Origin of the sequence: Nocardia sp. NPDC127579, from assembly GCF_042672005.1 — a bacterium.
Classification (GTDB): domain Bacteria; phylum Actinomycetota; class Actinomycetes; order Mycobacteriales; family Mycobacteriaceae; genus Nocardia.
Map to the genome: position 1 here is coordinate 398,086 of NZ_JBHXVZ010000004.1, position 24,087 is coordinate 422,172.

23 protein-coding genes are annotated in these 24,087 nt (G+C 68.2%); 12 read left to right on the forward strand and 11 right to left on the reverse strand.

The window, feature by feature from the left end; translation table 11 throughout:
• Positions 1–64 precede the first annotated feature (64 nt).
• The 3 genes from ACFVMC_RS17225 (at position 65) to ACFVMC_RS17235 (ending at position 4,806) form a co-directional block, all read left to right on the forward strand.
• A complete protein-coding gene (locus ACFVMC_RS17225; RefSeq protein WP_379211265.1) occupies positions 65–3,130 on the forward strand; it encodes a bifunctional [glutamine synthetase] adenylyltransferase/[glutamine synthetase]-adenylyl-L-tyrosine phosphorylase in 3,066 nt (1,021 codons plus the stop codon).
• Between the two features lie 57 nt (positions 3,131–3,187).
• Positions 3,188–3,796 (forward strand): uridine kinase, encoded by a 609-nt coding sequence (locus ACFVMC_RS17230; RefSeq protein WP_379211267.1) that lies wholly within the window; start codon positions 3,188–3,190, stop codon positions 3,794–3,796.
• A 68-nt stretch (positions 3,797–3,864) separates the two neighbouring features.
• A complete protein-coding gene (locus tag ACFVMC_RS17235) occupies positions 3,865–4,806 on the forward strand; it encodes an endonuclease/exonuclease/phosphatase family protein (RefSeq protein ID WP_379211269.1) in 942 nt (313 codons plus the stop codon).
• Positions 4,807–4,810: 4 nt separating this feature from the next.
• Here ACFVMC_RS17235 and ACFVMC_RS17240 read toward each other — a convergent pair whose 3' ends face one another.
• From ACFVMC_RS17240 to ACFVMC_RS17255, 4 genes are all read right to left on the reverse strand, one after another.
• Entirely contained in the window at positions 4,811–5,200 is a 390-nt protein-coding gene (locus ACFVMC_RS17240; protein WP_379211270.1) for a hypothetical protein, read from the reverse strand.
• A complete protein-coding gene (locus ACFVMC_RS17245; RefSeq protein ID WP_379211272.1) occupies positions 5,193–5,642 on the reverse strand; it encodes a 6,7-dimethyl-8-ribityllumazine synthase in 450 nt (149 codons plus the stop codon). The genes ACFVMC_RS17240 and ACFVMC_RS17245 overlap by 8 nt, the downstream gene beginning before the upstream one ends.
• A gap of 9 nt (positions 5,643–5,651) precedes the next feature.
• Positions 5,652–6,491 (reverse strand): alpha/beta hydrolase, encoded by an 840-nt coding sequence (locus tag ACFVMC_RS17250; RefSeq protein ID WP_379211274.1) that lies wholly within the window; start codon positions 6,489–6,491, stop codon positions 5,652–5,654.
• A gap of 76 nt (positions 6,492–6,567) precedes the next feature.
• On the reverse strand, positions 6,568–6,939 hold the full coding sequence (locus ACFVMC_RS17255) for a MerR family transcriptional regulator (RefSeq protein WP_379211276.1): 372 nt from the start codon (positions 6,937–6,939) through the stop codon (positions 6,568–6,570).
• A 59-nt stretch (positions 6,940–6,998) separates the two neighbouring features.
• On the opposite strand from ACFVMC_RS17255, the gene ACFVMC_RS17260 reads away from it, so the two are divergent.
• Positions 6,999–8,159: an MFS transporter gene (locus ACFVMC_RS17260; RefSeq protein WP_379211278.1), complete on the forward strand. Its 1,161-nt coding sequence runs from the start codon at positions 6,999–7,001 to the stop codon at positions 8,157–8,159.
• Here the strand turns inward: ACFVMC_RS17260 and ACFVMC_RS17265 are convergent.
• A complete protein-coding gene (locus tag ACFVMC_RS17265) occupies positions 8,139–9,329 on the reverse strand; it encodes a Cmx/CmrA family chloramphenicol efflux MFS transporter (RefSeq protein ID WP_379211279.1) in 1,191 nt (396 codons plus the stop codon). The two genes, ACFVMC_RS17260 and ACFVMC_RS17265, sit on opposite strands and share 21 nt — an antisense overlap.
• Positions 9,330–9,561: 232 nt before the next feature.
• Positions 9,562–10,989, reverse strand: a complete 1,428-nt coding sequence (locus ACFVMC_RS17270) for a M20/M25/M40 family metallo-hydrolase (RefSeq protein WP_379211281.1) — start codon at positions 10,987–10,989, stop codon at positions 9,562–9,564.
• 152 nt (positions 10,990–11,141) lie between these two features.
• Between ACFVMC_RS17270 and ACFVMC_RS17275 the strand changes: the two genes are divergently transcribed.
• Positions 11,142–12,236, forward strand: coding sequence for a serine/threonine-protein kinase (locus ACFVMC_RS17275; protein WP_379211283.1), 1,095 nt, complete (start codon positions 11,142–11,144; stop codon positions 12,234–12,236).
• A 43-nt stretch (positions 12,237–12,279) separates the two neighbouring features.
• On the opposite strand, the gene ACFVMC_RS17280 is transcribed toward ACFVMC_RS17275, so the two are convergent.
• Both ACFVMC_RS17280 and glnA read right to left on the reverse strand, forming a co-directional pair.
• A complete protein-coding gene (locus ACFVMC_RS17280; protein ID WP_379211284.1) occupies positions 12,280–13,158 on the reverse strand; it encodes a tyrosine-protein phosphatase in 879 nt (292 codons plus the stop codon).
• Between the two features lie 280 nt (positions 13,159–13,438).
• On the reverse strand, positions 13,439–14,875 hold the full coding sequence (gene glnA / locus ACFVMC_RS17285; protein WP_379211286.1) for a type I glutamate--ammonia ligase: 1,437 nt from the start codon (positions 14,873–14,875) through the stop codon (positions 13,439–13,441).
• Between the two features lie 253 nt (positions 14,876–15,128).
• Between glnA and ACFVMC_RS17290 the strand changes: the two genes are divergently transcribed.
• Positions 15,129–15,653: an RDD family protein gene (locus tag ACFVMC_RS17290; protein ID WP_379211287.1), complete on the forward strand. Its 525-nt coding sequence runs from the start codon at positions 15,129–15,131 to the stop codon at positions 15,651–15,653.
• Positions 15,654–15,703: 50 nt separating this feature from the next.
• Here the strand turns inward: ACFVMC_RS17290 and ACFVMC_RS17295 are convergent, their stop codons facing one another.
• From ACFVMC_RS17295 to ACFVMC_RS17305, 3 genes are all read right to left on the reverse strand, one after another.
• Positions 15,704–16,570, reverse strand: a complete 867-nt coding sequence (locus ACFVMC_RS17295; protein WP_379211289.1) for an alpha/beta fold hydrolase — start codon at positions 16,568–16,570, stop codon at positions 15,704–15,706.
• 150 nt (positions 16,571–16,720) lie between these two features.
• A complete protein-coding gene (locus tag ACFVMC_RS17300; protein WP_379211290.1) occupies positions 16,721–17,464 on the reverse strand; it encodes a DUF4191 domain-containing protein in 744 nt (247 codons plus the stop codon).
• Between the two features lie 43 nt (positions 17,465–17,507).
• Positions 17,508–19,715, reverse strand: a complete 2,208-nt coding sequence (locus ACFVMC_RS17305) for an elongation factor G-like protein EF-G2 (RefSeq protein WP_379211552.1) — start codon at positions 19,713–19,715, stop codon at positions 17,508–17,510.
• Between the two features lie 237 nt (positions 19,716–19,952).
• Between ACFVMC_RS17305 and ACFVMC_RS17310 the strand changes: the two genes are divergently transcribed.
• The 6 genes from ACFVMC_RS17310 (at position 19,953) to ACFVMC_RS17335 (ending at position 23,907) form a co-directional block, all read left to right on the forward strand.
• Complete coding sequence (locus tag ACFVMC_RS17310) at positions 19,953–20,528, forward strand: YbaB/EbfC family nucleoid-associated protein (RefSeq protein WP_379211292.1); 576 nt, start codon at positions 19,953–19,955, stop codon at positions 20,526–20,528.
• A 3-nt stretch (positions 20,529–20,531) separates the two neighbouring features.
• Complete coding sequence (locus ACFVMC_RS17315) at positions 20,532–20,876, forward strand: type VII secretion target (RefSeq protein WP_379211293.1); 345 nt, start codon at positions 20,532–20,534, stop codon at positions 20,874–20,876.
• Positions 20,873–21,784, forward strand: coding sequence for a hypothetical protein (locus ACFVMC_RS17320; protein WP_379211295.1), 912 nt, complete (start codon positions 20,873–20,875; stop codon positions 21,782–21,784). Before ACFVMC_RS17315 ends, ACFVMC_RS17320 begins: the two co-directional genes overlap by 4 nt.
• 102 nt (positions 21,785–21,886) lie before the next feature.
• Positions 21,887–22,114 carry a hypothetical protein gene (locus ACFVMC_RS17325; RefSeq protein ID WP_379211297.1) on the forward strand — a complete coding sequence of 76 codons (228 nt, stop codon included), beginning with the start codon at positions 21,887–21,889 and terminating at the stop codon, positions 22,112–22,114.
• A 99-nt stretch (positions 22,115–22,213) separates the two neighbouring features.
• The gene (locus tag ACFVMC_RS17330; protein WP_379211299.1) at positions 22,214–23,182 is read left to right on the forward strand and encodes a GlxA family transcriptional regulator; all 969 of its coding nucleotides are present in this window, start codon (positions 22,214–22,216) and stop codon (positions 23,180–23,182) included.
• Positions 23,179–23,907 carry a DJ-1/PfpI family protein gene (locus tag ACFVMC_RS17335; protein WP_379211301.1) on the forward strand — a complete coding sequence of 243 codons (729 nt, stop codon included), beginning with the start codon at positions 23,179–23,181 and terminating at the stop codon, positions 23,905–23,907. The genes ACFVMC_RS17330 and ACFVMC_RS17335 overlap by 4 nt, the downstream gene beginning before the upstream one ends.
• Positions 23,908–24,087 lie beyond the last annotated feature (180 nt).

The following is a 24,087-nucleotide window of genomic DNA, read 5'->3' on the forward strand; positions in this document are numbered from 1 at the left end:
CCGTTTGCGTGTCGTTCCGCGCCCCGTGCTGGAAAGCGGTGGTCGGACAACTAAGTTGGGAGCTATGGTTCGGCCCCCAACACAGCGCTCCGCGGTTCCAGGCGTCGGTCGGCTCGGGTTGCTCGAGCCGAACGCCGCCGAGTCGTTACGTGAGCTGGCGTGGGACAACGTCGAGAGCATTCCGGTGCTCTGGGCGCTGTCCAGAGCACCGGATGCCGACCTGGCGCTGAGCACACTGGTCCGGCTGCGCGAGGCGCTGGATGCGGACTGGGCCGAACTGGATTCGGCGCTGCGCTCCGATACCGCGTTGCGCGGCAGGCTGTTCGCGCTGATCGGGTCGTCGAGCGCCTTCGCCGATCACCTGGTGGCCGCGCCCGCCGGATGGACGGTGTTGCGGCGCAAGGGGTTACCGGAACCCGATGAGTTGATCGCGGACTTGCTCGACGCCGTGCAGGCGATACCGGAGCAGGGGCCGAACGCCAGATCGACAGCGTCGCGCAGCGACTCGATGGGTGGTGGTGGTCGGGCGACGGGCGAGCTGCTCTACCGGGCGGGCATCGCCGGGCCGGAGGCCATCGCGCTGCTGCGGCGGCGTTACCGCGATCAACTGATGCTGCTCGCTGCCCTGGACCTCGCGGCCACCGTGGAGAACGAGCCGGTGCTGCCGTACCAGGTGGTCGGCAGCCATCTCACGGCGCTGGCCGACGCCGCGCTGACGGCGGCGCTGGCGGTGGCGGTGGCGCGGGTCTGCAAGGACGGGCCGGTTCCGGTGCGCCTGGCCGTCATCGCCATGGGCAAGAGCGGTGCCTGCGAACTCAATTACGTCAGCGACGTGGACGTGGTGTTCGTCGCCGAACCCGCCGATGCCACCGCCACCCGCCTCGCGGCGGAGCTGATGAGCGTCGGCAGCCAGGCCTTCTTCGAGGTGGATGCCGCGCTGCGCCCGGAAGGCAAAGCGGGAGCGCTGGTTCGGACACTCGATTCGCATCTGGCCTACTACAAGCGCTGGGCGCGCACCTGGGAATTCCAGGCGCTGTTGAAGAACCGCCCGATGACCGGCGATCTGGAACTGGGCCGTGCCTACCGCGACGCGGTGATGCCGATGGTCTGGACCGCTTCGGAGCGGGCGGATTTCGTCACCGATGTGCAGGCCATGCGCCGCCGCGTGGAGGATCTGGTGCCCGCCGACATGCGTGAGCGGGAACTCAAACTCGGCCACGGCAGCCTGCGCGATGTCGAATTCGCGGTCCAGCTCCTGCAATTGGTGCACGGCCGGGTCGACGACACGCTGCACGTACAGGGCACGGTCGAGGCACTGACGGCGCTGGCTGCCGGTGGCTACGTGGGGCGTGACGACGCCGCGAACCTGAACGCGTCCTACGAGTTCCTGCGCCTGCTCGAGCATCGGCTGCAATTGCAGCGCTTGAAGCGCACCCACACGCTGCCCGCCGCCGACGACGAGGAGGGGATGCGCTGGCTGGCCCGTGCCGCGCATATCCGCCCCGACGGCAGACAGGACGCGGTCGGGGTGCTGGGTTCGGAGATCCGCCGCAATGCCATGCGGGTCAGACGATTACACGCCAAGCTGTTCTACCGGCCGCTGCTGGACGCGGTGGCGCGAATGGATTCCGACGCACTGCGATTGAGCCCCGACGCGGCGATCCGCCAGCTCAAGGCGCTCGGCTACACCTCACCCGAACACGCGCTCGGTCATCTGAAAGCGCTCACCGGCGGGGTATCGCGCAAGGGCCGCATCCAGGCGCTGCTGCTGCCGACCCTGCTCGAATGGCTCGGGGAGACACCGAATCCCGATGCCGGCCTGCTCGCCTACCGGCGGGTCTCGGAGGGCCTGGACGACCAGATCTGGTTCCTGCGCGAGCTGCGCGACGAAGGGGCGATCGCGCAGCGGCTCATGATCGTCCTCGGCTCCTCGGAGTACCTGCCCGACCTACTGATCAACGCGCCCGACACCATCCGCATGTACGCCGACGGGCCCAGCGGCCCGCTGCTGCTCAGCCAGCAGCCCGAGGATGTCGCGCGCGGCATCCTGACCGCCGCCGCCCGCTACGACGAGCCGAAACGCGCTGTCGCGGCGGCCCGTTCGCTGCGCAGACACGAACTGGCCCGCGTCGCCTCGGCCGATCTGCTGGGCATGCTCGACGTGCCGCAGGTGTGCCGGGCACTGTCGGCGGTGTGGGTGGCGACGCTGGAAGCCGCACTGGCCGCGGTCATCCGAGCCAGCGAAGCCGAGATGGGACAGCGCGCGCCCGCCGCGCTGGCGGTGATCGGAATGGGCCGGCTCGGCGGCATGGAACTCGGTTACGGCTCGGACGCCGACGTGCTGTTCGTCTGTGATCCACGGCCCGGCGTGGACGAGACCAGAGCGGTGAAATGGTCGATCTCGGTGGCGGAGAAGGTACAGCGGCTGCTGGGCGCGCCGAGTACCGACCCGCCGCTGCTGGTCGACGCGGGCCTGCGCCCGGAGGGGCGCAACGGTGCGCTGGTGCGCACGCTGGCCGCCTACGCCGCCTATTACGCGCAGTGGGCCCAGCCCTGGGAGACGCAGGCGCTGCTGCGCGCCCACCAGGTCGCCGGTGACGCGGAACTCGGCGTGCGTTTCCTGCACATCATCGACAAGACCCGCTATCCGGCCGGCGGGGTCTCCCCGGAGGCGGTGCGCGAGATCCGCCGGATCAAGGCCCGCGTGGACTCCGAGCGGTTGCCGCGCGGCGCGAATCCCGCGACCCACACCAAACTCGGCCGCGGCGGGCTCGCCGATATCGAATGGACCGTGCAGCTGCTGCAACTGCGGCACGCGCACGAGATCCCGGCCCTGCACAACACCTCCACGCTGGAGAGCCTCGATGTCATCGAGGAGGCCAAGCTGCTCGAGCCCGCCGATGTGGAGTTGCTGCGCGAAGCCTGGCTCATCGCCACCAAGGCGCGCAACGCGCTGGTGCTGGTGCGCGGCAAACCCACCGATCAGCTCCCGGGCCCCGGCCAGTTGCTCTCTGCCGTCGCCCGGGTCGCGGGGTGGCCCAACGACGACGGCAGCGAATTCCTCGACCACTACATGCGCATCACCCGCCGCGCGAAAGCGGTGGTGGAGCGGGTGTTCGGCGGCGACTGACCGATTCGGCCGCGTCGCGAACCGGTCCGCCGCGGGCGCGCACCTAGAGTTGCCGGTATGGACCCCCTACTACCCCGGGACAATGTCGACCTGAGCGAGCTCGCGCGCAGGTTGCGGGCGCTGCCGCCGTCGTGCGGGCCGGTGCGGCTGGTCGGGGTGGACGGGCACGCGGGGTCGGGCAAGAGCACCTTCGCCGCACGGCTGGCCGAAGCACTCGGCGCCGCGCCGGTGCTGCACCTGGACGATCTGGCGACCCACAGCGAGTTCTTCCAGTGGACCGACCGGCTGCGGGAGCAGGTGCTGCGGCCGTTTCGCCTGGGGCACACGGCCTTCTATCGCGCCTACGACTGGCAGCACTGCGAATTCGGTGGTGAGCGGGTGCTGCTGGCCGAACCGGTGGTGCTGGTGGAGGGCGTCGGGGCGGGCCGGCGGGGGTTGCGCCAGCAGTTGGCGCACCTGCTGTGGATGGAGTGCGACGCCGAGACCGCGTGGGCTCGTGGGCGGCGTCGCGACGGTGCCGGGCTGGGCGAGTTCTGGGACGAGTGGACGGCCGAGGAAGCGGCCCACTTCGCCGACGACCCCTCCCGGGCCTACGCGGATCTGCTCGTCCTGCAACAACCTTCGGGCTACTCGGTGCGGCCCGGACCGCGCACGACCGCCTCCTGAACCCGATCTGCACCGAATCCGCACAGGGGGTTCGCGTCGGCTCCACCTCGTGCCAATAGGGTGCAGGCATGCGTAAATGGTTGGACCGGGCATTGCTCGGGTCGGGGTGGGTGGCCGTACTCGCGGGACTGGCCGGGATCGTCTTACATCTCGGGAATTGGCGGTGGGAGCTCTTCGCGCTGGCCGCGTCCGGGGCGTCGTTCCTGATGCTCGGCGCGGTCGTGGGTCTGGTGCTGGTGCTGATCGCGCGCGGATGGCGTAGTGCCGGGGTGGCGGGTCTGGTGGTGGCGGCGGCGCTGTGGACCCAGCTGCCGATCTTCGTGCCGAACGGACATGCCGCCACCGGCCCGAAAGTGACCGTGATGCAGTCGAATATCCTGTTCGGCGGTGCGGATGTGGACACAGTGGTACGTACGGTCCGCGCCGAACGGGTCGATCTGTTGACGGTGGACGAGCTGACCCAGGAGGCGGTCGATCGATTCGCGGCGGCGGGCCTGGCCGCCGAATTGCCGTACCAGTTCCTGATTCCCGGCCTCGGTGGCGGCGGCACCGGTATCTACAGCCGGTACCCACTGCGGGACACCGAGCGGTTCGAGGGCTTTCGGATGGCCAATCTCGGTGCCACCATGCAACATCCGGAGCGCGGGGATATCGCGGTCTTCGCACTGCATCCCATGCCGCCGAACCTCGACTTCGCGGCGTGGAGCTGGGAGATGCCGCGGATTCGCGAAATCCTGGACGCGCGAACCGGTCCCGCGATCGTCGGCGCCGATTTCAACGCCACCCGCGATCACGCGGCCTTCCGCGCGCTGGTGGCCGGGCGATTCGATTCGGCCGCCGATCAGGTCGGCGCGGGGCCCGTGCTCACCTGGCCGGACAGCCGGCGCTGGGGGCCGGTGCTGGGGATCGACCATATCCTCGTCGCCGACGGGACCGCGGAAGAGCTTCGGTCGCTGACGATTCCAGGATCGGACCACCGTGCATTGCTGGCCCGGCTGCGCATGACGTAGCCGGCTATCCGCGGGGCAGACTGCGAAGCAGGTGGACGACCGCGAGCACGAGCATCACCCCCGTGCCGCCGCCGACCAGCAGGAACAACAGCCCCACCGCCCACAGGCCGGTGGAATCGGCCGAGGCCTGAAGCGCCCACGGCACCGCGAACCCGGTGACGGCGGCGCCCGCCACCGCCGGAATCGCCGCCGGGTGGCGCAGATACAGGAACACCGCGACGCTCGCGAGGACAACGCAGGCACCGCAACCGATCACCTGCGCCGGACGGTACGGGCCCTGCGCGACACCGTCGACGTAGTAGTACTCGTTGTCCCAGCCGAGCCACGCCGCCCACATTCCGGCGCTGAACAAAGCCAGCACCGGCAGGGCGGCGAGGCGGCGGGGATCAGTCAACGGGCAGGCCGCGCAACGAGTTCAGGGTGGTGGCCAGGGCTCGGGCCGCCTCCGCGCCCTTGGTCACGAAATGCTCGGTGAAGTAATTCACGTGCTCGCTGTGCTCGTGGAAATGGTGCGGGGTGAGCACCACCGAGAACACCGGCACGTCGGTGTCGAGCTGGACTCGCATCAGCCCGTCGATCACCGCCGAGGCGACGAAATCGTGCCGGTAGATGCCGCCGTCCACAACCAGGGCCGCGGCTACCACCGCGCTGTAGCGGCCCGTGTGCGCGAGCCGCTTGGCGTGCAGCGGGATCTCGAAGGCGCCCGGAACCTCGAACACGTCGATGGCGGTCGGGTCGAGGCCCAGACCGGCGTATTCGGTGGTGAACCCGTCGAGGGCCCGGCCGACGATATTGCTGTGCCACATGGCGCGGATGAAGGCGACGCGGTTGCTCATGTCCGGAGTCTACTGCTCGGTAACATGCGCTCGCAGCCACTCGACCACGTCGGCGAGTACCTTGTCCTGCTCGGGTTCGTTGAACACCTCGTGGTACAGGCCCTCGTAGCGTCGCACGATCAGATCGCCGGTGCCCGCACCGCGTTCGATCAGATCCGAACTCGACGGCGCGGCCAAGGCGTCGGCGGTACCGTGCAGCACCAGTGTCGGAACGGTCAGCCGGTCCAGGCGGCCCTTGACGGTTTCGCCTGCCAGCAGGATCTCGGTGGCCGTGCGGGCGGGCAGCTTGCCGCGGTAGACCAGCGGGTCGGCGTCGTAGGCGGCCCGCACCGCCGGATCGCGGCTGATCATCGACGAATCCAGCGCCAGCACACCGAGATTCGGGGTCAGCCGGCTCAGCACCGGGGCGAACAGCTTCTGGATCGGATTCCCGACCGGGATGTCCAGCGGCGGCGCCGACACCACGATGCCGTTCACCTCCAGCGGCGCGCGGGTAGCCAGGAACAGGACGATCAGGCTGCCCATGGAATGCCCGAGTAGAAACCGCGGCACCCCCGGCTGCTCCCGGCTCGCGAGTTCCAACATGCCCGCCACATTGTCCGCAGCCCCGGCCATCGACCCGATATTGGCCTTGCCGCCCTCGGACTTGCCGTGCCCCACATGATCGAGCGCGTACACCGCGAACCCGGCCTCCGCCAGCCGCGCCCCCACATGCGCGTACCGGCCCGAATGCTCGGCCACCCCGTGCACCAGCACCACCACCGCTCGTGCCGCGCCGTCCGGCAGCCAGGCCCGCCACGCGATCCGACTACCGACGCCCTCGAACGCACCCTCTTCGACCCGAGCCACAACCACTCCTCACAGACATCGCTGCCATCAAGGTAGCGGCTGCGCTCGGTTTCGAGGTGCCGAACAGCGACCGCGGCTACCTCGGCGCGGCGGTGTTCGGTCGTTGTGCCAGGTCCGGCTCGTCGAGCAGGAGATCGAGCATCGATCGGGCGGCATCGATCCGGGCGATGTCGTCGGTCATGCGGCGTCGTTCGCGCAGCAGCCGTTGCCGGCAGTCGGCCGGCAGCCGGCTCGCCCCGGACATACAGGACAGGATCTCGCCGATGAGTCCCATACCCAGCCCGGCCGCCAGCAGGGTTCGAATGTGCGCGACGGTCGCGATGTCGGTGTGGTCGAAGATCCGATACCCGCTCGTGGTGCGTCGCGGCGTCAGGACGCCCTTCTCCTCGTAGTACCGCAGGGCGCGCACGCTCACGCCGGCCCGGGCGGCCAACTCACCGATTCGCATCGCTGCCTCCACGCCTCGGACTTGACTCTCACGTTGACGTCAGACTTTAGCGTGCAGCCATGTTTCGTCTCGCATCGCTGATGTTCTGTGTATTCACCATCACCACCGGTGAATTCGTGGTGGCCGGACTGCTGCCACGGGTCGCCGCCGATCTCGAAGTCACCGTCGGCACAGCCGGCTTGCTGATCACCGCCTATGCCCTCGGCATGATCGTCGGCGGCCCGGTACTCACCGCGCTGACCGCCGCGTCGGAACGCAAGCGGCTGATGCAGATGCTCCTCGTGGTCGCGGTCCTCGGCAACGCTGTCTCCGCGCTCGCGCCCGAGTTCGCGCCGTTGCTGATCGCGCGGGTGCTCACTGCCTCGGTGACCTCGACCTTCTTCGCCCAGGCGATCGTGGTGGCAGTCGGCTCCGCGCCGCCGGGCCGGGCGGGCGGCACCGTGGCTCGGCTGGTGTTCGGAATGAATCTGGCGATGATCCTCGGCGCGCCGCTCGGCACCCTGATCGGCGGGCAGTGGGGCTGGCGGGCCACCTTCTGGGCGATCGCGCTCGCCGGCCTGGTCGGCTTGGCCCTGGTGTCGGTTCTCGTCGAGGTCCCGCCGGCACAGAGCCGGACCTCGGCGGTGACGGAGTTGGCCGTATTGCGGCGTGGGCCGGTGCTGCTGGCGTTGACCGTTACCGCGGTCGGCAACCTCGGCGTGCTGATGGTGTTCAGCTATCTCGCTCCGCTCGCCGGCCTGGCCGGGCATGCGCTCGACCGGTTGCCGCTGCTCCTGCTCGGATACGGCGTGGGGGCGGCCATCGGCAACCTCGCAGGCGGCATCCTCTATGACCGGAATCCCGTTCTGTGCCAACCCGTTCTGCTCGGACTGCTCGCGGCCGCCCTGGTCGCCACCTGGTTCGTGGCCCGCATGCCGGTGCCGAGTGCTGTCGCCGTGGTCGTGATCGGAGCGCTCGCCTTCGCGGTCATCCCCGGCATGCAGGCCCGCGTACTGCGCACCGCTGCCGCGGCGCCCACCCTGGCCATGGCGGTCAACGCCTCCGGCTACCAGGTGGCCGCCGCCGGAGCGGGCTTGCTCGGCGGCCTGATCACCGATTCCGCCGGGCCGCGACACCTCTATCTCGTGGCGGCGGGATTCACACTGTGCGGCCTGTCGCTGACCCTGATCGGTACGCGCGCCAATCGCCTGCCGCGATCTTCAGCGCGCGTCGACGTGTAGCGGTTCGCCCGAAACCGGCGCGCGGCGGCCGGTGAGAACGACACCCACGGCGGCGGCTGTGCAGACTGCGCCGCACCACAGTGCCGCGCTGGGATGGTCGGTCCGGTCCACCATGAGACCGGCGGCGGCCGGGCCGAGCACGGCACCGAGATTGAAGGCGGTGGTCGCCAGCGCCCCGGCGATGCGTGGTGCCGAGGTGGCCGCGGTCTGCACGATCGTGGCGATCAGCGTCGACCCGATACCGAACGCGACCGCGCCGGCCAAAACCGCCATGATGAGCACCCCGGCCAAGGTGTCCGCCAGCAGCGCGGCCGCCAGCCAGACGCCGACGAGCACGACCGTTCCGGCAGCGAGGATTCGCTCGCGGTGGCGGTCGCTGTAGCGGCCGGTCAGCGTCACGCCGGCGAACGAGCCGATGCCGAACAGGGCCAACGCGATCGGAACCCAGCGGCGATCACCGCCGGACACGCCGGCTGTGATCGTCCCGAGGTAGGTGAACGCGGCGAACGTCGCCGCATTGACCAGCACACCGGCCGCGACAGCGGTCCGGACCGACGGCAGCCGCAGCACCGACCATTCGACGCGGATCGGAATACCCTGCCGATCGACCGGAGTGGCGTCGAGAACAGCCCGGCCGACCAGTATCCACACCGGCACCAGCATCGCAGCGCCGAGAGCGGCGACAGCCCAGAACGCCGAACGCCAGCCCCAGAACTGGCCCAGCAGCGTGCCCGCGGGCACACCGGCGATACAGGCCACCGTCACTCCGGACACCACCACCGAGGTCGCGCGTCCGACCAGTGCCGGGCCGACCAGTCGAGGCAGCATGGCCAGCGCGACGGCCAGGAACCCGGCGTTCGCGACCGCCGCGACGACGCGCGTCACGAGCAGCACCGTGAAGTCGGTCGCCACCGCGCCCACGAGGTGCGCGGCGCAGAACAACCCCAGGAACACCGTCACCGAATTCCGGACCGGCAGGCGGCTCGCCCCCGCCGCCAGCACCGGCGCGCCGAGCACCATGCCGACCGCGAACAACGAGGTCAGCAGTCCGGCAGCGCCGAGCGAGACGCCGGCGTCGGCGGCGATCGATGCCAGCAATCCCGACACCATGAACTCGGATGTGCCCTGGGCGAATACCGCCACAGCCAGCACGAAAACCACAAAGGGCATGAAGAGACAACTCCCCGGATGTGGGGCGCCGTGGTGAATGTCCCGGCGCCCGATGACAAGAATTCGACATCGTCCGGCGTCGCGAGATACCCGAATGGCACCGATCGCACGGCGACCGGTGCGGCCACACTCGCAACGCCGCCTGGCACACCGGCCAGGCGGCTACCGTTCGGATGCCTCCGGAGAATTCACGCCCACACCCTAGCAATCGGCCGAATCCGAGCCAACGGATTTATCGGTCGGCGAGTTCGGTCAGCAGGCGGCGGTTGAACTCGATCAGGCGGGCGTAGTTGAGGCGGGAGATGCGCTCGTCGGTGCCGTGGATGGATTCGATATCGGCCTGGGTCAGCAGGATCGGGGCGAAGTTGCAGCGGGTGACAGCGAGGTCGTGGTAATGGCGGGAGTCCGTCGCGCCCGGCACGATGCCGGTGGTGACGGCGATACCGGGGACGATGGCTCGGGCGATGCCCGCGACGAGGTCGAAGGCGGGGCCGACCCGGGGGTCGGGGGTCGGATCGGAAGCCGCGCCGACCACCTCGAAATGAATGCCGCTGTCGCGCACCACTTTCCGGCAGTGCTCGAGCACCCGATCGATCGAATCTCCGGGCAGGATACGGAAATTGACCAGTGCCTCGGCGCGCTGCGGCAGCACATTCGCCTTCACCCCGCCGCGGATAACGGTGGGCGCGGTGGTGGTGCGCACCAGCGCCTCGGTCGTGGGGCCGGTGGCCATGATGCGCGTAATCAGCGGCGCAGCGACACCGTTGCCCGCCAACCGGAGCAGACTGCGGCGCGGTTCGGCCATGGTGTGCCGCAGGCGGTCGAGCATGTCGGCGATCACGGGGATCAGCCGCATCGGCATAGGATTGTCCTGGAGGCGGGCCACCGCGCGAGCCAGCCGGCCGACCGCGGTCTGCCGACCGGGCATCGACGAATGCCCGCCCACATCCTGAACCGAAAGCCGAACGGTCGCATACCCTTTCTCGCCGACCATGATCGTGGCCACCGGAACGTCGACCCCATCGGCGATACCCCGCGTGATCACACCGCCCTCGTCCAGCAGCAGATCGGCTCGCACGCCCCGCTCGCGCAGCCGGCGCGCCATCAACAGCGCGCCGCCGTCCCCGAACACCTCCTCGTCGTGCCCGAACGCCAGGTAGATGGTGTGCCGCGGGCGTAGGCCCGCCGCCAACGCGCCCTCGACGGCTTCGAGGATCGCGAGCACGCGACTCTTGTCGTCGATCGCGCCACGCCCCCAGATGAACTCGCTGTCGACCACGCCCGCAAACGGCGGATGGGTCCAGCGCTCGGCGTCATCCACCGGCACCACATCCTGATGTGCCAGCAGGATCGCGGCTGTCCGCTCGGGCTCGGTTCCCGCCCAGCGGTACAGCCGGCTGCGCCCGAAGGTCTCCAGTTCGAGCTCGGCGTGCGTGCGCGGAAACGAATCGGCCAAATGTGCCGCGAGCTCGGCGAATTCGGCGTCGGACGAGTCGGGGCCAGTGCCGTCGCGGCACGTGCCCGCCACGGCGCCGGGTGTGGCGGTGTGGCGGTCGCACGACTCGATCGACCCCGATTCGCCGGCCACCGTGACACACCTGATCGCGGCGGCGAGCCGCTCGGCGACCACGTCATCGACCGGGGCGACCAGGTCCGTCATCGCGCCTCTTCTCCGTGCAGCATCGCAAACATCTCTGCATTCTCCAGTACGGGGCGGCCGATCGGCCGTTCGCCGTCCCGCCGCCACAGCTACCGAACCGCCGCGCTCGCCGCCGCGGATAGCTATCATTCAGCAGACGATCGGGAGGTCTGATGCTGGACCGAGGAGCAGTCTTCGCTGGCTACCGGATCGAAACCACGCTCGGGCGCGGCGGCACCGGCGCCGTCTACCTCGCCCGGCATCCCGCCATGCCCGGCCCGGTCGCGCTGAAACTGCTCGACCCGGCGGTCTCGGCCGACCCCGAGATCCGCGCCCGCTTCCGGGAAGAGACGGAAATTGTTGCGCGCCTTCACCATCCGGGAATAGTCGAGGTGTACGACAGCGGCGTCGACGACGGCTGCCTGTGGCTGGCGATGCAGTATGTCGACGGTCGCGACGCCACCGTCATCTCACCGCGCAGCCTGCCCGCGAACCGGGTGATCGCCCTCATCGACGCCACCGCCGCCGCGCTCGATTACGCCCACCGCGCCGGAGTGCTGCACCGGGATGTGAAGCCCGCAAACATTCTGCTGGCCCGGCCCACCCGGTCGCGCCGGGAAACGGCCCTGCTCACCGATTTCGGCGTCGGCCGCCTGCCCCAGGACGCCGACGGGCCCGGCACCATTCTTGCCACTCTCGCCTATGCCGCGCCCGAACAACTCCGCGGCCAGCCCCTCGACCCGCGCGCGGACCAGTACTCCCTGGCCTGCACGCTGTTCCGCATGCTCACCGGCGTCCTCCCGCACGCCGCCACCAACCCGTCCGCCATGATCAAAGGTCACCTGCGCGACCTGCCGCTCCCGATCACCGGCCTCCGTCCCGACCTGCCCGCCGCTCTCGACACCGTCCTCGCCCGCGCCCTCGCCAAACACCCCGCCCACCGCTACCCGAGTTGCTCCGACTTCCTGCTCGCCATCCACGAAACCTTCACCACCGCTGCCCGCCCGGAACCACGCGCCGCACCCTGCCCGCCTCCACCACCCTCCGCCTGCGCCGACCCACCCGGAACCGGATGCTCGGAGACGCTGTCTGCCTACGAACCGCCGGGCAGCGGGAGATTCGTGGCGGAAGCGCCGAGTGTTGTTCAAGCCGTGGAGGTCTCGCAGCCCGGCCACCGGCGCAGTATGGTGCCGGACCGGGCGCGGCTCGGCTACCTCGCCATCGCGACGGCGGCCGTGCTCATCGTCGTGATCGGCCTGCTCAACTGAATCGGCCCCTCCGGTGCGCGGAGGGGCCGATACGGTGCGGGGATCAGCTGACGAGGTTGCGGCGTAGCTTCAGAATGGTGCCCGGGTCGAGGCCGAGGCCCTGGGTGAGGAACTTGCCGAAATCGCCATACTTGCTTTCCATTTCGCGAACCGCGGCGTCGAGGTAGGCGTCGCGGACCTCCTGGAGCGGGATGAGCAGATCGGGATTCTCCATCAGGCCCGCCTGCTTCACCTGTTCGCGCAGGGCGGCGTCGGCGGCGGCCCGGTACTGGTTGGACAGCAGATAGTCGCGCCGGGCGGTGCCTTCCGGGACGCCGACCGCGCGCAGCGTCAGATAGGTGAGCCAGCCGGTGCGGTCCTTGCCCGCGGTGCAGTGGTAAAGCGTCGGCCGGTCGGTGTCGGCGAGGTCGCGCACGGTCTGCCCGAAGGCGGCGCGGGAGGCATCGCTGAGGAAACTCTTGTACACCCCGGCCATGATCTGCTCGGCTTTGCCGCCGCCGAGCATCTGCTCCTGTTTCACCGGATCGCGCAACTGGATGACCTGGAGCAGCGTGGTGAACAGCCCGGTGTCATCGATCGGCCGCGCCACCAGCGGTACGCCGCTGGGCAGTTTGTCCGGCCCGCTGAACTGGATTTCGGCCTGCGTCCGCAGATCGATGGCCTGCTTCAGGTTGTACCCGCCCAGCACCTGGATATCGGAGGCCGTCAGCTTTTCCAGCGAGTCCGCTCGAAGCACCTTCTTGGACTTGACCGTAGCGCCGTCATAGGTTCGATATCCGCCGATATCACGAACATTGACCGCGCCTTGCAGCTCGAGCTTCGCCAGCGCCGACACCTCCTCGTCGGCGGTGGCGACCGGCGCGGAGAACAGGGCCAACGCCGTGAGCGGCGCGGCGAGCAGCGAAATCAGTGAGATCTTCATGGCGGGGGACAGTAGGAGCTCACCAGCCCGCCTGCCAGGGCTTCCCGGCAGATCGCCGCTGGAGCCCCACTGACCGAAACCGACCGGCCAGTGGCCGGAATCTGCTTGCCGCTCAACGGGACTCGACGATTCACAGGTGTGTCCGGTGACGGGACCGATCTACACCCTAACCGAAATATGCCTTCTCGGTAGAGATTACGGCAACTCTGAAACGCCCGAAGGCCCACCCGCACACAGCGGATGGGCCTTCGGGGAACGAACGGCGAAGCAGCCCTTCGACTTACACGTCGAAGTACAGCTCGAACTCGTAGGGGTGCGGGCGCAGGTTGACCGGAGCGATCTCCTGGTTGCGCTTGATGTCGATCCAGGTCTCGATCAGGTCCTCGGTGAACACGCCACCCTCGGTGAGGTAGTCGTGGTCCTGCTCGAGCTTGTCGATCACCGACGCCAGCGAGGTGGGGGCCTGCGGGATGTTCTTGGCCTCCTCCGGCGGGAGCTCGTAGAGGTCCTTGTCGACCGGAGCCAGCGGCTCGATCTTCTTCTTGATGCCGTCGATGCCGGCCATCATCATGGCGGCGAAGGCCAGGTACGGGTTACCCGAGGAGTCCGGCGCGCGGAACTCGATGCGCTTGGCCTTCGGGTTGGAGCCCGTGATCGGGATACGCACGGCCGCCGAGCGGTTGCGCTGCGAGTACACCAGGTTGATGGGGGCCTCGTAGCCCGGCACCAGACGGTGGTAGGAGTTGATCGTCGGGTTGGTGAACGCCAGCAGCGACGGGGCGTGGTGCAGGACGCCGCCGATGTAGTGACGCGCCAGATCCGACAGGCCCGCGTAGCCGGACTCGTCGTGGAACAGCGGCTTGCCGTCCTTCCACAGCGACATGTGGGCGTGCATGCCCGAGCCGTTGTCGCCGAAGAGCGGCTTCGGCATGAAGGTGACGGTCTTGCCTTCCTGCCACGCGGTGTTCTTCACGATGTACTTGAACAGCTGCAGGTCGTCAGCGGCGCCCAGCAGCGTGTTGAAGCGGTAGTTGATCTCGGCCTGACCGGCGGTGCCGACCTCGTGGTGGCCGCGCTCGAGCTCGAAGCCCGCGTTCTGCAGGTTGGTCGAGATCTTGTCGCGCAGGTCGACGTAGTGGTCGTACGGGGCGACGGGGAAGTAGCCACCCTTGTTGCGAACCTTGTAGCCGCGGTTGGGGGTGCCGTCCGGGTTGAACTCCGCGCCGGTGTTCCAGGAGCCCGAGACCGATTCGATCTCGTAGAAGGCGCCGTTCATGGCCGAGTCGTAGCGGATCGAGTCGAAGATGTAGAACTCCGCCTCAGCGCCGATGTAACAGGTGTCGGCGATACCGGTGGAACGCAGGTACTCCTCCGCCTTGCGCGCGATGTTGCGCGGATCGCGGGAGTAGGCCTCGCGGGTGAACGGATCGTGCACGAAGAAGTTCAGGTTCAGCGTCTTGGCGGCGCGGAACGGGTCGATACGCGCGGTGCTGAAGTCGGGGAGCAGCAGCATGTCCGACTCGTCGATGGACTGGAAGCCACGGACGGAGGAACCGTCGAACGCGAGCCCTTCCTCGGCGAGATCGGCGGTGAACGCCTTGGCCGGGATGGAGAAGTGCTGCTGCACACCGGGAAGATCGGTGAAGCGAACGTCGACGTATTCGACTTCCTCTTCCTTGATGTGCTTGATGACCTCGTCGGCCGTGCTGAACGTCACTTGTTCTCCTTACGGATCGGTTCCCAGCCTGTGTCGATTGCATGGGTTCGTCGCGACCAGACGCTATGGATGCGAAGTTTCCCGGCAGTCAAGACTGTGTTTCGCCAGTGTTACACGTGCGGCTGAACGGGTGAGGATCACCACCCGGGCTCGACCAGCAGGACCAATCCTGCCATCCTGCCTGCTCGGGCCGGTGCAGCAGGGCCGGACCACCGCGGGCAGCCACCGGGCCGGGTCGGCTTATTGTGGGTGCATGGCACGCATGACCGGCTCCTGGCTGTCCGGACCCACCGACGGTGACGGAGTGACTCCGGATTATCCGGGCGAACATCTGGGTCTGCCGCGCGACGGTGTGGGATCGCTGGTCGGTATGGGGCGGCGGATCGCGGCGGTTTTCGTGGACTGGGTGCTGTCGATCGGTATCGCCGCGATCCTGATCCGGCCGAACGGCGCCGAACTCGTCTCGGAGATCAACGTTCCGGCCGGAAAGACGCCGCCGTCGGAATTCGAGGCCGTGATCAACGCCTTGAGCATGCCCACCTGGGCCGTGTGGTTCGTGATCGGCGTGCTGGCGGTGACGCTGTTCGGCTTCACACCCGGTCAGTACTTCTTGAAGATCCGGGTGATCCGGGTCGATGCTCCGGCGGCGGTCGGCTTCCTGCGCGCGCTCGGCCGCCAGGTGCTGCTGGTCTTCGTGGTGCCCGCGTTGTTCACCGACGCCGACGGGCGCGGGATGCACGATCGGGCGACCGGGACGGGGTTGACGCGGGCCAGGTGAGTGACGTTTCGTGCACGAACCCGGTCGGTTCGTGCACGAAACGCCAGGACTCAGTGCAGGACGCGCCCCAGGAACTCGCGAATCAGCTCCGCGATCTCCGCTCCGTGCGTCTCCAACGCGAAATGTCCCGCGTCCAGTAGATGCAACTCGGCATCCGGCAGATCGCGCAGGTATGCCCGCGCGCCCTCGGCGCCGAAGATCTCGTCGTGCTTGCCCCAGGTGATCAGCACCGGCGGCCGATGCTCGGCGAAGTACTTCTGGAACGCCGGGTATCCGTCGAGGTTGAACTGGTAGTCCCAGAACAGCTGGAGTTGGATCTCCTTGTTGCCGGGCCGGTCCAGGTACGCCTGATCCAGCGTCCAGGTGTCGGGACTGATCAGGCCGAGCCGATCCTCGGGCACACCGTGCTGGTACTGCCACCGGGTCGCGTCGAGTTCGAGCAGCTTGCGCACCTCCGCCTCGTTCGCCGCGCGGTCCTTGGCGTGCGCGAACAGCACGTCCCAGAACGGGGTGAAGCCCTCCAGGTAGGCATTGCCGCTCTGGGTGATGATCGCCGTGACCCGCTCCGGGTTGCGGCCGGCGATGCGCAGGCCGATGGGTGCGCCGTAGTCCTGAATGTAGAGGGCGAACTCGCCGATGCCGAGGGTGTCGAGTAGCTCGCTGGTGATCTCGGTGAGTTTGTCGAAGCTGTAGTCGAATTCGGTGACCGGCGGCATCGCGGACCGGCCGAAGCCGAGGTGGTCCGGCGCGATCAGGTGGTAGCGGTCGCCGAGGTCGCGCAGCAGATTTCGGAACATCGCCGAGCTGCTCGGAAATCCGTGCAGCAGCACGATGGTCGGGTTCGTCGGGTCGCCCGCCTCGCGGTAGAAGATGGTGTGGCCCTGGATCTGGACGGTGTGGTGCTGCACGGCGGTCATGGTCTCTCCTCGTCGGACGATACCGGCATCTAACCGGTCATGACTTCTTTAAAGGTTATTGCCGCGCGAAATGTTCCCGGTTGCCGAAACTTTCGTGAAAAAGCACGAAGGCCCACGTCCGGGGGACGTGGGCCTTCGTGGATCAGAGGATCAGCGGCGGCGAATCGTGCGCTGCACGCCACGCATCTTCGCGCCGGCGGGCATCGGCCCCTTCGGCATCGCCGGACCGGTGCGCGCACTCAGCGCGGCCAGCCGGCCCTCGATATTGTCCATCCGCTTGGTGTCGATATTGCGCGGCAGCTTGGTCAGCCAGCGCTGCAGATCCTTCAGCGCGACCTGGCCCTCGTCGTTGCCGATCACGACGTCGTAGATCGGGGTGTCGCCGATCAGCCGGGCGGTGCGCTTCTTCTCCTGCGCGATCAGGCTCTTCAACCGCTGCGGACTGCCCTCACCGACGAGGATCACGCCCGGCAGCCCGATGACCCGGTGCACCGCGTCGAGTTGAGTGGTGGCGGCGACGCCCTGCTTGACCCGCCACTTGCCCTGCAGGTTGTCCAGCACCCAGGCGCCCGCGCCCGCCTGCCCCTCCGCCTTCGCGAACACGTTCTTCTGCACGCGCCGTCCGAAGATGATGAACGCGGCCAGCACGCCGAGCAGGATGCCCAGCGGCAGCAGGAACCATTGCAGGCCGGTGAACAGGCCGATCACCAAGGCGAGGACCGTGAGGCCGAGCACAGCGCCGATCATCAGCGGCAGCAGCAGCTTGTCTTCCTTGCGCTGCATCTGGAACGCCTGCCACAACTGCTGGCGGCGCTCTTTCGAGGCCTGCTTGCGGGCCGCTTTCGCCGCAGCCTTCGCTTCCTTCGACGGCGTGCCGCCCTTACCTGGTGCCATGGCACTCAGGATAGTGGCTGGTCTATCGGGACTGGGCAGTGGATCAAATCCGTGTCTCGGCCCCGCCCCGGTCCCGGACGGCGGCCGCGAGCTGGGCCGGCAGGTGCTCGTGGCGGACATAGACGCGACTGAAGTCGCCCGTGCCGTGCGAGAGCGACCGCAGGTCGATGGCGTAGCGGCTGAGCTCGAGTTCCGGAACCTCGGCGTGTATCCGGGTGCGGCCGGTGCCGTGCGGTTCGGTGCCGAGCACGCGGCCGCGGCGACCCGAGAGATCGCCGAGCACCGGGCCGACGTACTCGTCGGCGACCACCACCCAGACATCGGCGATCGGCTCGAGCAGCGCGATCCCCGCGCTCGCGGCGGCCTCCCGCAGGGCCAGGGCGCCGGCCGTCTGGAAAGCGGCGTCGGAGGAGTCGACCGAATGCGCCTTGCCGTCGAAGAGCGTCACCCGGATATCGACCAGCGGATATCCGGCCGCCACGCCCTTGGCGGCCTGCGCGCGCACGCCCTTGTCGACCGAGGGGATGAACTGTCGCGGCACCACGCCGCCCACCACCCGGTCGACGAACTCGATCCCGGACCCGGCGGGCAGCGGCTCCACCTCGATCTCGCACACCGCGTACTGACCGTGGCCGCCGGACTGTTTGACGTGGCGTCCGCGCGCACTCGTCTTGCCCGCGAAGGTTTCCCGGAGCGCGACCCGATGGTCGGTCACATCGACCTGCACGCCGAATCGGGTGCGCAGCCGTTCCAGCGCGACATCGCGGTGGGCTTCACCCAGGCACCACAGCACCAGCTGATGGGTGTCGGTGTTGTGCTCGACCCGCACGGCCGGATCCTCCGCGGCCAAGCGGTTCAGCCCCTGCGAGAGCTTGTCCTCGTCGGCCTTGCTGTGCGCGCGAATCGCGATGGGCAGCAGAGGATCCGGCATCGGCCACGGATCGATCAGCAGGGGAGCGTCCGTGTCGGAGAGGGTATCGCCGGTCTCGGCGTGACCGAGTTTGGTGACATAGGCGATGTCGCCGGCGATCACCTGGCCCTGCGGGCGCTGCTGTTTACCGAACGGCGCGGTCACGCCGCCCACCCGCTCGTCGGCGTCGTGGTCCGGGCGGCCGCGCCCGGCCAGGCCGTGACCGCACACGTGCACCGTGTCGTCGGCGCGCAGGGTGCCGGAGAACACCCGGACCAGCGAGACCCGGCCGACATACGGATCCGAGGCCGTCCGGATGACCTCCGCGGCCAGCGCCGCATCCGGATCGCACGGCAGCACACGAGCTTTCGTGCCCGACGGCAGCGGCGCCGCCGAGACGATGTGCTCGGTCGGGGTCGGGAAGCCGCCGGTGATCAGGTCCAGCAGTTCCACCGTGCCGAGCCCCTGCCGCGCGCCCTCGGGTGCGGGCGCGCCGAACAGCACGGGATGGAAACTGCCGCGCGCCACCGCGCGTTCCAAATCGACGACCAGGGTGGACATGTCGATGTGCTCGCCGCCGAGATAGCGTTCCATCAGCGACTCGTCCTCGCTCTCGGCGATGACGCCCTCGATCAGCCGGTTACGCGCTTCCTCCAGCAATTCCCGCTGCTGGGTCGACGGTTCAGCGACCACCCGTTCGCCGGAGCCGTAGTCCACCACCGCGTTCGGCAGCAGATCGATCAAGCCGCGCACCGGGCGGTGCCCGTCCGGGTTCTTCGGTCCGTACACCGGAAGATGCAGCGGCAGAATCGATTCCGAGGACCCGCCACCGAGCACCCGCTGGCAGGTATCCACCATCTCCTCGAAATCCCCACGCGCCGTGTCCAAATGCGTGATCACGATCGCCCGCGGCATCCCTACCGCGGCGCATTCCTCCCACAGCGCGCGCGTCGTGCCGCTCACCCCCTCCGGCCCCTCGGCCGCCGACACAACAAAAAGGGCGGCATCCGCCGCCCTGAGTCCCGCTCGGAGTTCACCGACGAAATCCACATATCCCGGCGTGTCCACCAGGTTGACCTTCATCCCCGCCCACAGCATCGGCACCACCGACAACTGCACGGACCGGTGCTGGCGATGCTCGATCTCGTCGTAATCCGACAGCGACGTCCCGTCCTCCACCCGGCCCGCCCGATTCACCGCCCCCGCGGTCAACGCCATCGCCTCCACCAGCGTCGTCTTCCCCGACCCGCTGTGCCCGGCCAGCACCACGTTCCGTATCCGATCCGGCCGATCCACACTCGGTACTCTGCCGTTGCCCCCAGCACTCGCCTTGTCCGCCATGGTCTTGATTCCTTGCGTCGAGTCGTGCTCCAAGCCTTCCATTGTGGCGTAGGTCACGTCCAGGGGTTGGGGGAAACGCCCGGCGGACGGTGGCCGGAATTCGATGGAACCGGATCGGACCGATTCGCGTCCAAACAGAAGAAGTCCCGAAAACCTCGCAATCATGATTTGCGCGGCGGGGGTTTCGTTGACAGGGTCGTCTCGAACTTGACCGGAGCTACGAGGTGGGAGGTGTCGATGGCCGAGATGGATCTGGGTCGCGCCGCAGAGGGATTCGCGCAGATGGCAGCTGATCTGGAGCGTCAAGCCGCTCGGTTCGAAGAGTTGCAGGGCCGGATGAGCACGCTGACCGCGACCGCCACCGGGCCCGGCGGGCGAGTCAGCGTGACCGTGGACAGCAACGGTGTACCGGTCGCGATCGATATCTCCCAGAGTGCGCGGGGCATGGACCCCAGGGCGCTTTCCGCGGAGATCATGGCGTGCATGCGGAGCGCGCAGGCGAAATTGCGCGGCGACGTGGCCGCGGTGGTGCAGGGGACGGTCGGCGAACACCCGGCCGGTGCGGCGATCGTCGACAGCTTCACGCAGCGATTCCCGGATACGGAACCCACGCCGCCGGAGCCGGCCCCGCCCGTGCCGCAGCAGCCGACCTACACGCCGCCGCCGCAAGCGCCGCCCGCCCCGCAGCCAGGTCCCGCGACCGAGCAATCGCCGACGCCGCGCACCCGCAAACCCGATCGCGATCAGATCGTCACTCCGGACGAGCCGGACGATGACGACGACTACTTCAACAAGAAGTCCTGGCTGGTGTGACCCATGGGAAATCCTGAGGCTTTGTCCGTCGACCCCGCCGAGGTGACCGCGCACGCGAAGAATGTCCAGACTCTGATGGAGAGCCTGACACTGTCGCTCGAGGCGGCTACCTATCTCGGTAACTGCGACGACGGGTTCGGCGCGATCCCGCGCCCCTTCGTCAAGATGATCTTCGAGGAAAAGCAGACCAACACCATCTCGGCCATCAGCAAACTGTCCGAGGCGGTATCCGCGCTCCCGGGCAAACTGAAGACCGTCGCGGAAACCTTCAACGAGAAGGACGCCGACTTCAGTAAGGCGCTGACGGCGTTGCAGGAGCAGATCGCGGAAAGTGGGGGAACGAAGTGACCGCGATCGGCAATTGGCTCAACGAGAACTCTCCGGGGTTCAACGATGTCGAGAAGCCCGAGAACAACCGGCTGCTCGAAGGCGCGAAGAACACCGACTATCGGGAGGAGTACTTCCAGGAGACGCTGTTCGGTTACTCGAACATCGGGCTGAACAAAGACGAGGAAACCGGTGTACCCGGTGTCCTCGACGGCACCATCGCCGGAGATGCGTGGGAAGTGTTCGGCAATCTCTCCTCGGCGAGCATCCTGACCTCCGCCACCGGCACCATCTCCGTCGTGGTGACCGCGGTGGACGCGTTCTACGACCCCTTCGGATTCGTCGGCGACCAGATCGCCGGCTGGATGCTCTCCCATTTCGAGCCGTTCCGAAAGACCTTGGACGCGATGGCGGGCAACGGCGACATGGTCGACGGATACGCCACCATCTGGTCGAATATCGGCGAAGAGCTCACCAAAATGGCCGAGAGCTGGAAAACCGGGCTCACCAACGACATCTCCACCTGGACCGGCAAAGCGGGGGACGCCTACAAGGCGACGGCAACCGAATTGATCGACAAGATCGCGGCAGCGGGCGGTGTCTCGGCGAGCCTCGGCAAAGCGATGACCCTGTGCGGGGAACTCGTCACCGCGTTCCGCGAGGCCGTTGAAACCATCGTGGGCAGTTTGCTCGGTGCGCTGATCGGATACACCATCGAACTCGCGGTCACTCTCGGCGCCGCCACACCACACGTCGTCTCGGCCGTGCTGGCGCGACTCGCCCGCGACGCCGTGAAGATCTCGATGCTCCTCACCAAGATGGCGCAAGCCTTCACCGACACGCAGATGCTCACCGCGGCCCTCGACGCGATCATCGCCGCGATCACGAATTACGTTTCGGGGGAAGAGGAGCAGGCGCAGCCCGCCTAGGAATGCCGTCGGGGTGCGCGAACCGCACCCCAGGGTGTCTGGCAGCGGCCCCGGTTCGGCGACACCATCGAAGGCGATCCCTTCGACCAGTCAGGAACCCCGATGTCCGCCGCTGCCCGCCTCCTCGTCGGAACCTTCACCGCCGCAACCATCCTCACCCTCACCCTCCCGGTCGCGACCGCCGCCCCGTCCGACACCTGCACCACCCTGAACCGCGCCCTGCATCGCGCCGAACGCGACCTGAGCGCCGCCGACACCGTCGCCGAACGCTCTGTGCTCGAGACCCGAATCCGCGACCTCGAGAGTCGACTGCGCGATAACAACTGCTGATTCGTCGCCGGTATCGACTCGATCGCGGCCCAGGTCTGTGGCTGGATTTGCGGTAGTTGTGTCGTTGACGCCATGGGCGTCCTCCAGGAGGGTTGGGGGATGCGGACGGTGCTGGTTGTGGTGTTCGACGGGTTTCAGTTGCTGGATCTGGCCGGGCCCGCGGACGCGTTCAGTTCGGCGGCATTGTTGGGGGCGCGGCCGGGGTATCGGGTGGAGATCGCGTCGTTGGAGCCGGGGACGGTGCGATCGGCGTCGGGGGTGGAGGTGGTGGCTCGACATGCGCTGGGGAGCTGGGACGAGCCGGTGCACACGCTGCTGGTGGCCGGAGGGCTGACGGCCTGGACCGCGTGTGGGGACGACGGGCTTGTGGCGGGGATACGGCGGGGCGCAGGGTGTGCGGAGCGGGTCGGCTCGATTTGTTCGGGGGCGTTTCTGTTGGCGCAGGCTGGGTTGCTGGATGGGCGGCGGGCCACCACGCACTGGGCCGGTGGGGAACTGCTCACGAGCCGGTTTCCCACGGTGACAACAGAACCCGATCGGATCTACGTGCGAGACGGGCCGGTGTGGACCTCGGCGGGAGTAACCGCGGGTATCGACCTGGCGCTGGCGATGGTGGCCGAAGACCACGGCGCGGAACTGGCCCGGGAAGTGGCGCGGTGGCTGGTGGTGTATCTGCATCGACCGGGCGGGCAGAGCCAGTTCAGCACGCCGATCGCGGCGCATCCGCCGCAGCGGAATTCGCTTCGGACGCTCCAGGTCTGGATGGAGGAGAACCTGGCGGCGGACCTGTCGCTGGCCGGGTTGGCGGAACAGGCGGGAATGAGCACCCGGCATCTGTCCCGGGTCTTCGCGGCCGAGATCGGCACCACACCGGCGCGTTACGTCGAGCGGGTGCGGATCGGTGCGGCCCGCCGGCTGCTGGAGAACACGGACCAGCCGATGGATCGGGTGGCGGCGACTGTCGGACTCGGCAGTTCGGACACGCTCTACCGGATCTTCCACCGGCACCTGGGGATACCGCCGGGCGAATACCGCGCCCGGTTCGCTGAAAGAAAGAGTGCGACATGACATTTCAGATAGCCATCGTGCTGTATCCAGGGCTGACCGTGCTGGACGCGATCGGGCCCTACGAGGTACTTCGCGGCATACCGGACAGCGAAATCCGGTTCGTCTCCAACGAAGCCGGGCCGATCGTGGCCGACAGCGGCGTGCTGGTGCTCGGGGCGACCCACACTTTCGCCGAGACGCCGACGCCGGATCTGGTGCTGGTGCCCGGATCCGAGGCGGCGACCACCACGGCCATGGCGAACAAAGACCTGATCGAGTGGCTGCGGCAGGTGCACAAGACGACCCGATGGACGACCTCGGTGTGCAGTGGTGCGCTGGTGCTGGCGGCGGCGGATATCCTGCGCGGGCATCCGGCCACCACGCACTGGTCCGCGCAGTCGGCGCTGGCACCGTTCGGTGCGGAATCGCGCCCGCACGACCGAATCGTGCGCAGCGGCAAAATCGTCACCGCCGCAGGGGTTTCCGCCGGTATCGATCTGGGGCTCTGGCTGGTGGGGGAGATCGCCGGAACCGAAGCGGCGGAAATGGTGCAGCTGGGCATCGAATACGATCCGCAACCGCCGTTCGACAGCGGACATCCGGACAAGGCGTCGCCGGAAGTGCTGCGTAAGACGCGGCGAGAAATGACGAAACGTGCTGCCACACCGCGAATTCCGATCGATGTCGCCACCACGCTGTGGCGCCTCACCCTGAACCGGGTGCGAGATCGTATGGGCGCGCGCTGAACAGATTCGGTGCCTGCCCGGATCGGGTCGATCTACGCTGCTGCACGTACACACCGAGGTGGGCCGGAGTTCGATCGGTTATGACTGCTGCGGGGTTCGAATCCGGTCGGCGGCACGGGCTTCCCTGCGCCGGTATCGGGAGCGGGTCGACCCGGCTACGAAGCTCCTCGTGGTCGGCAC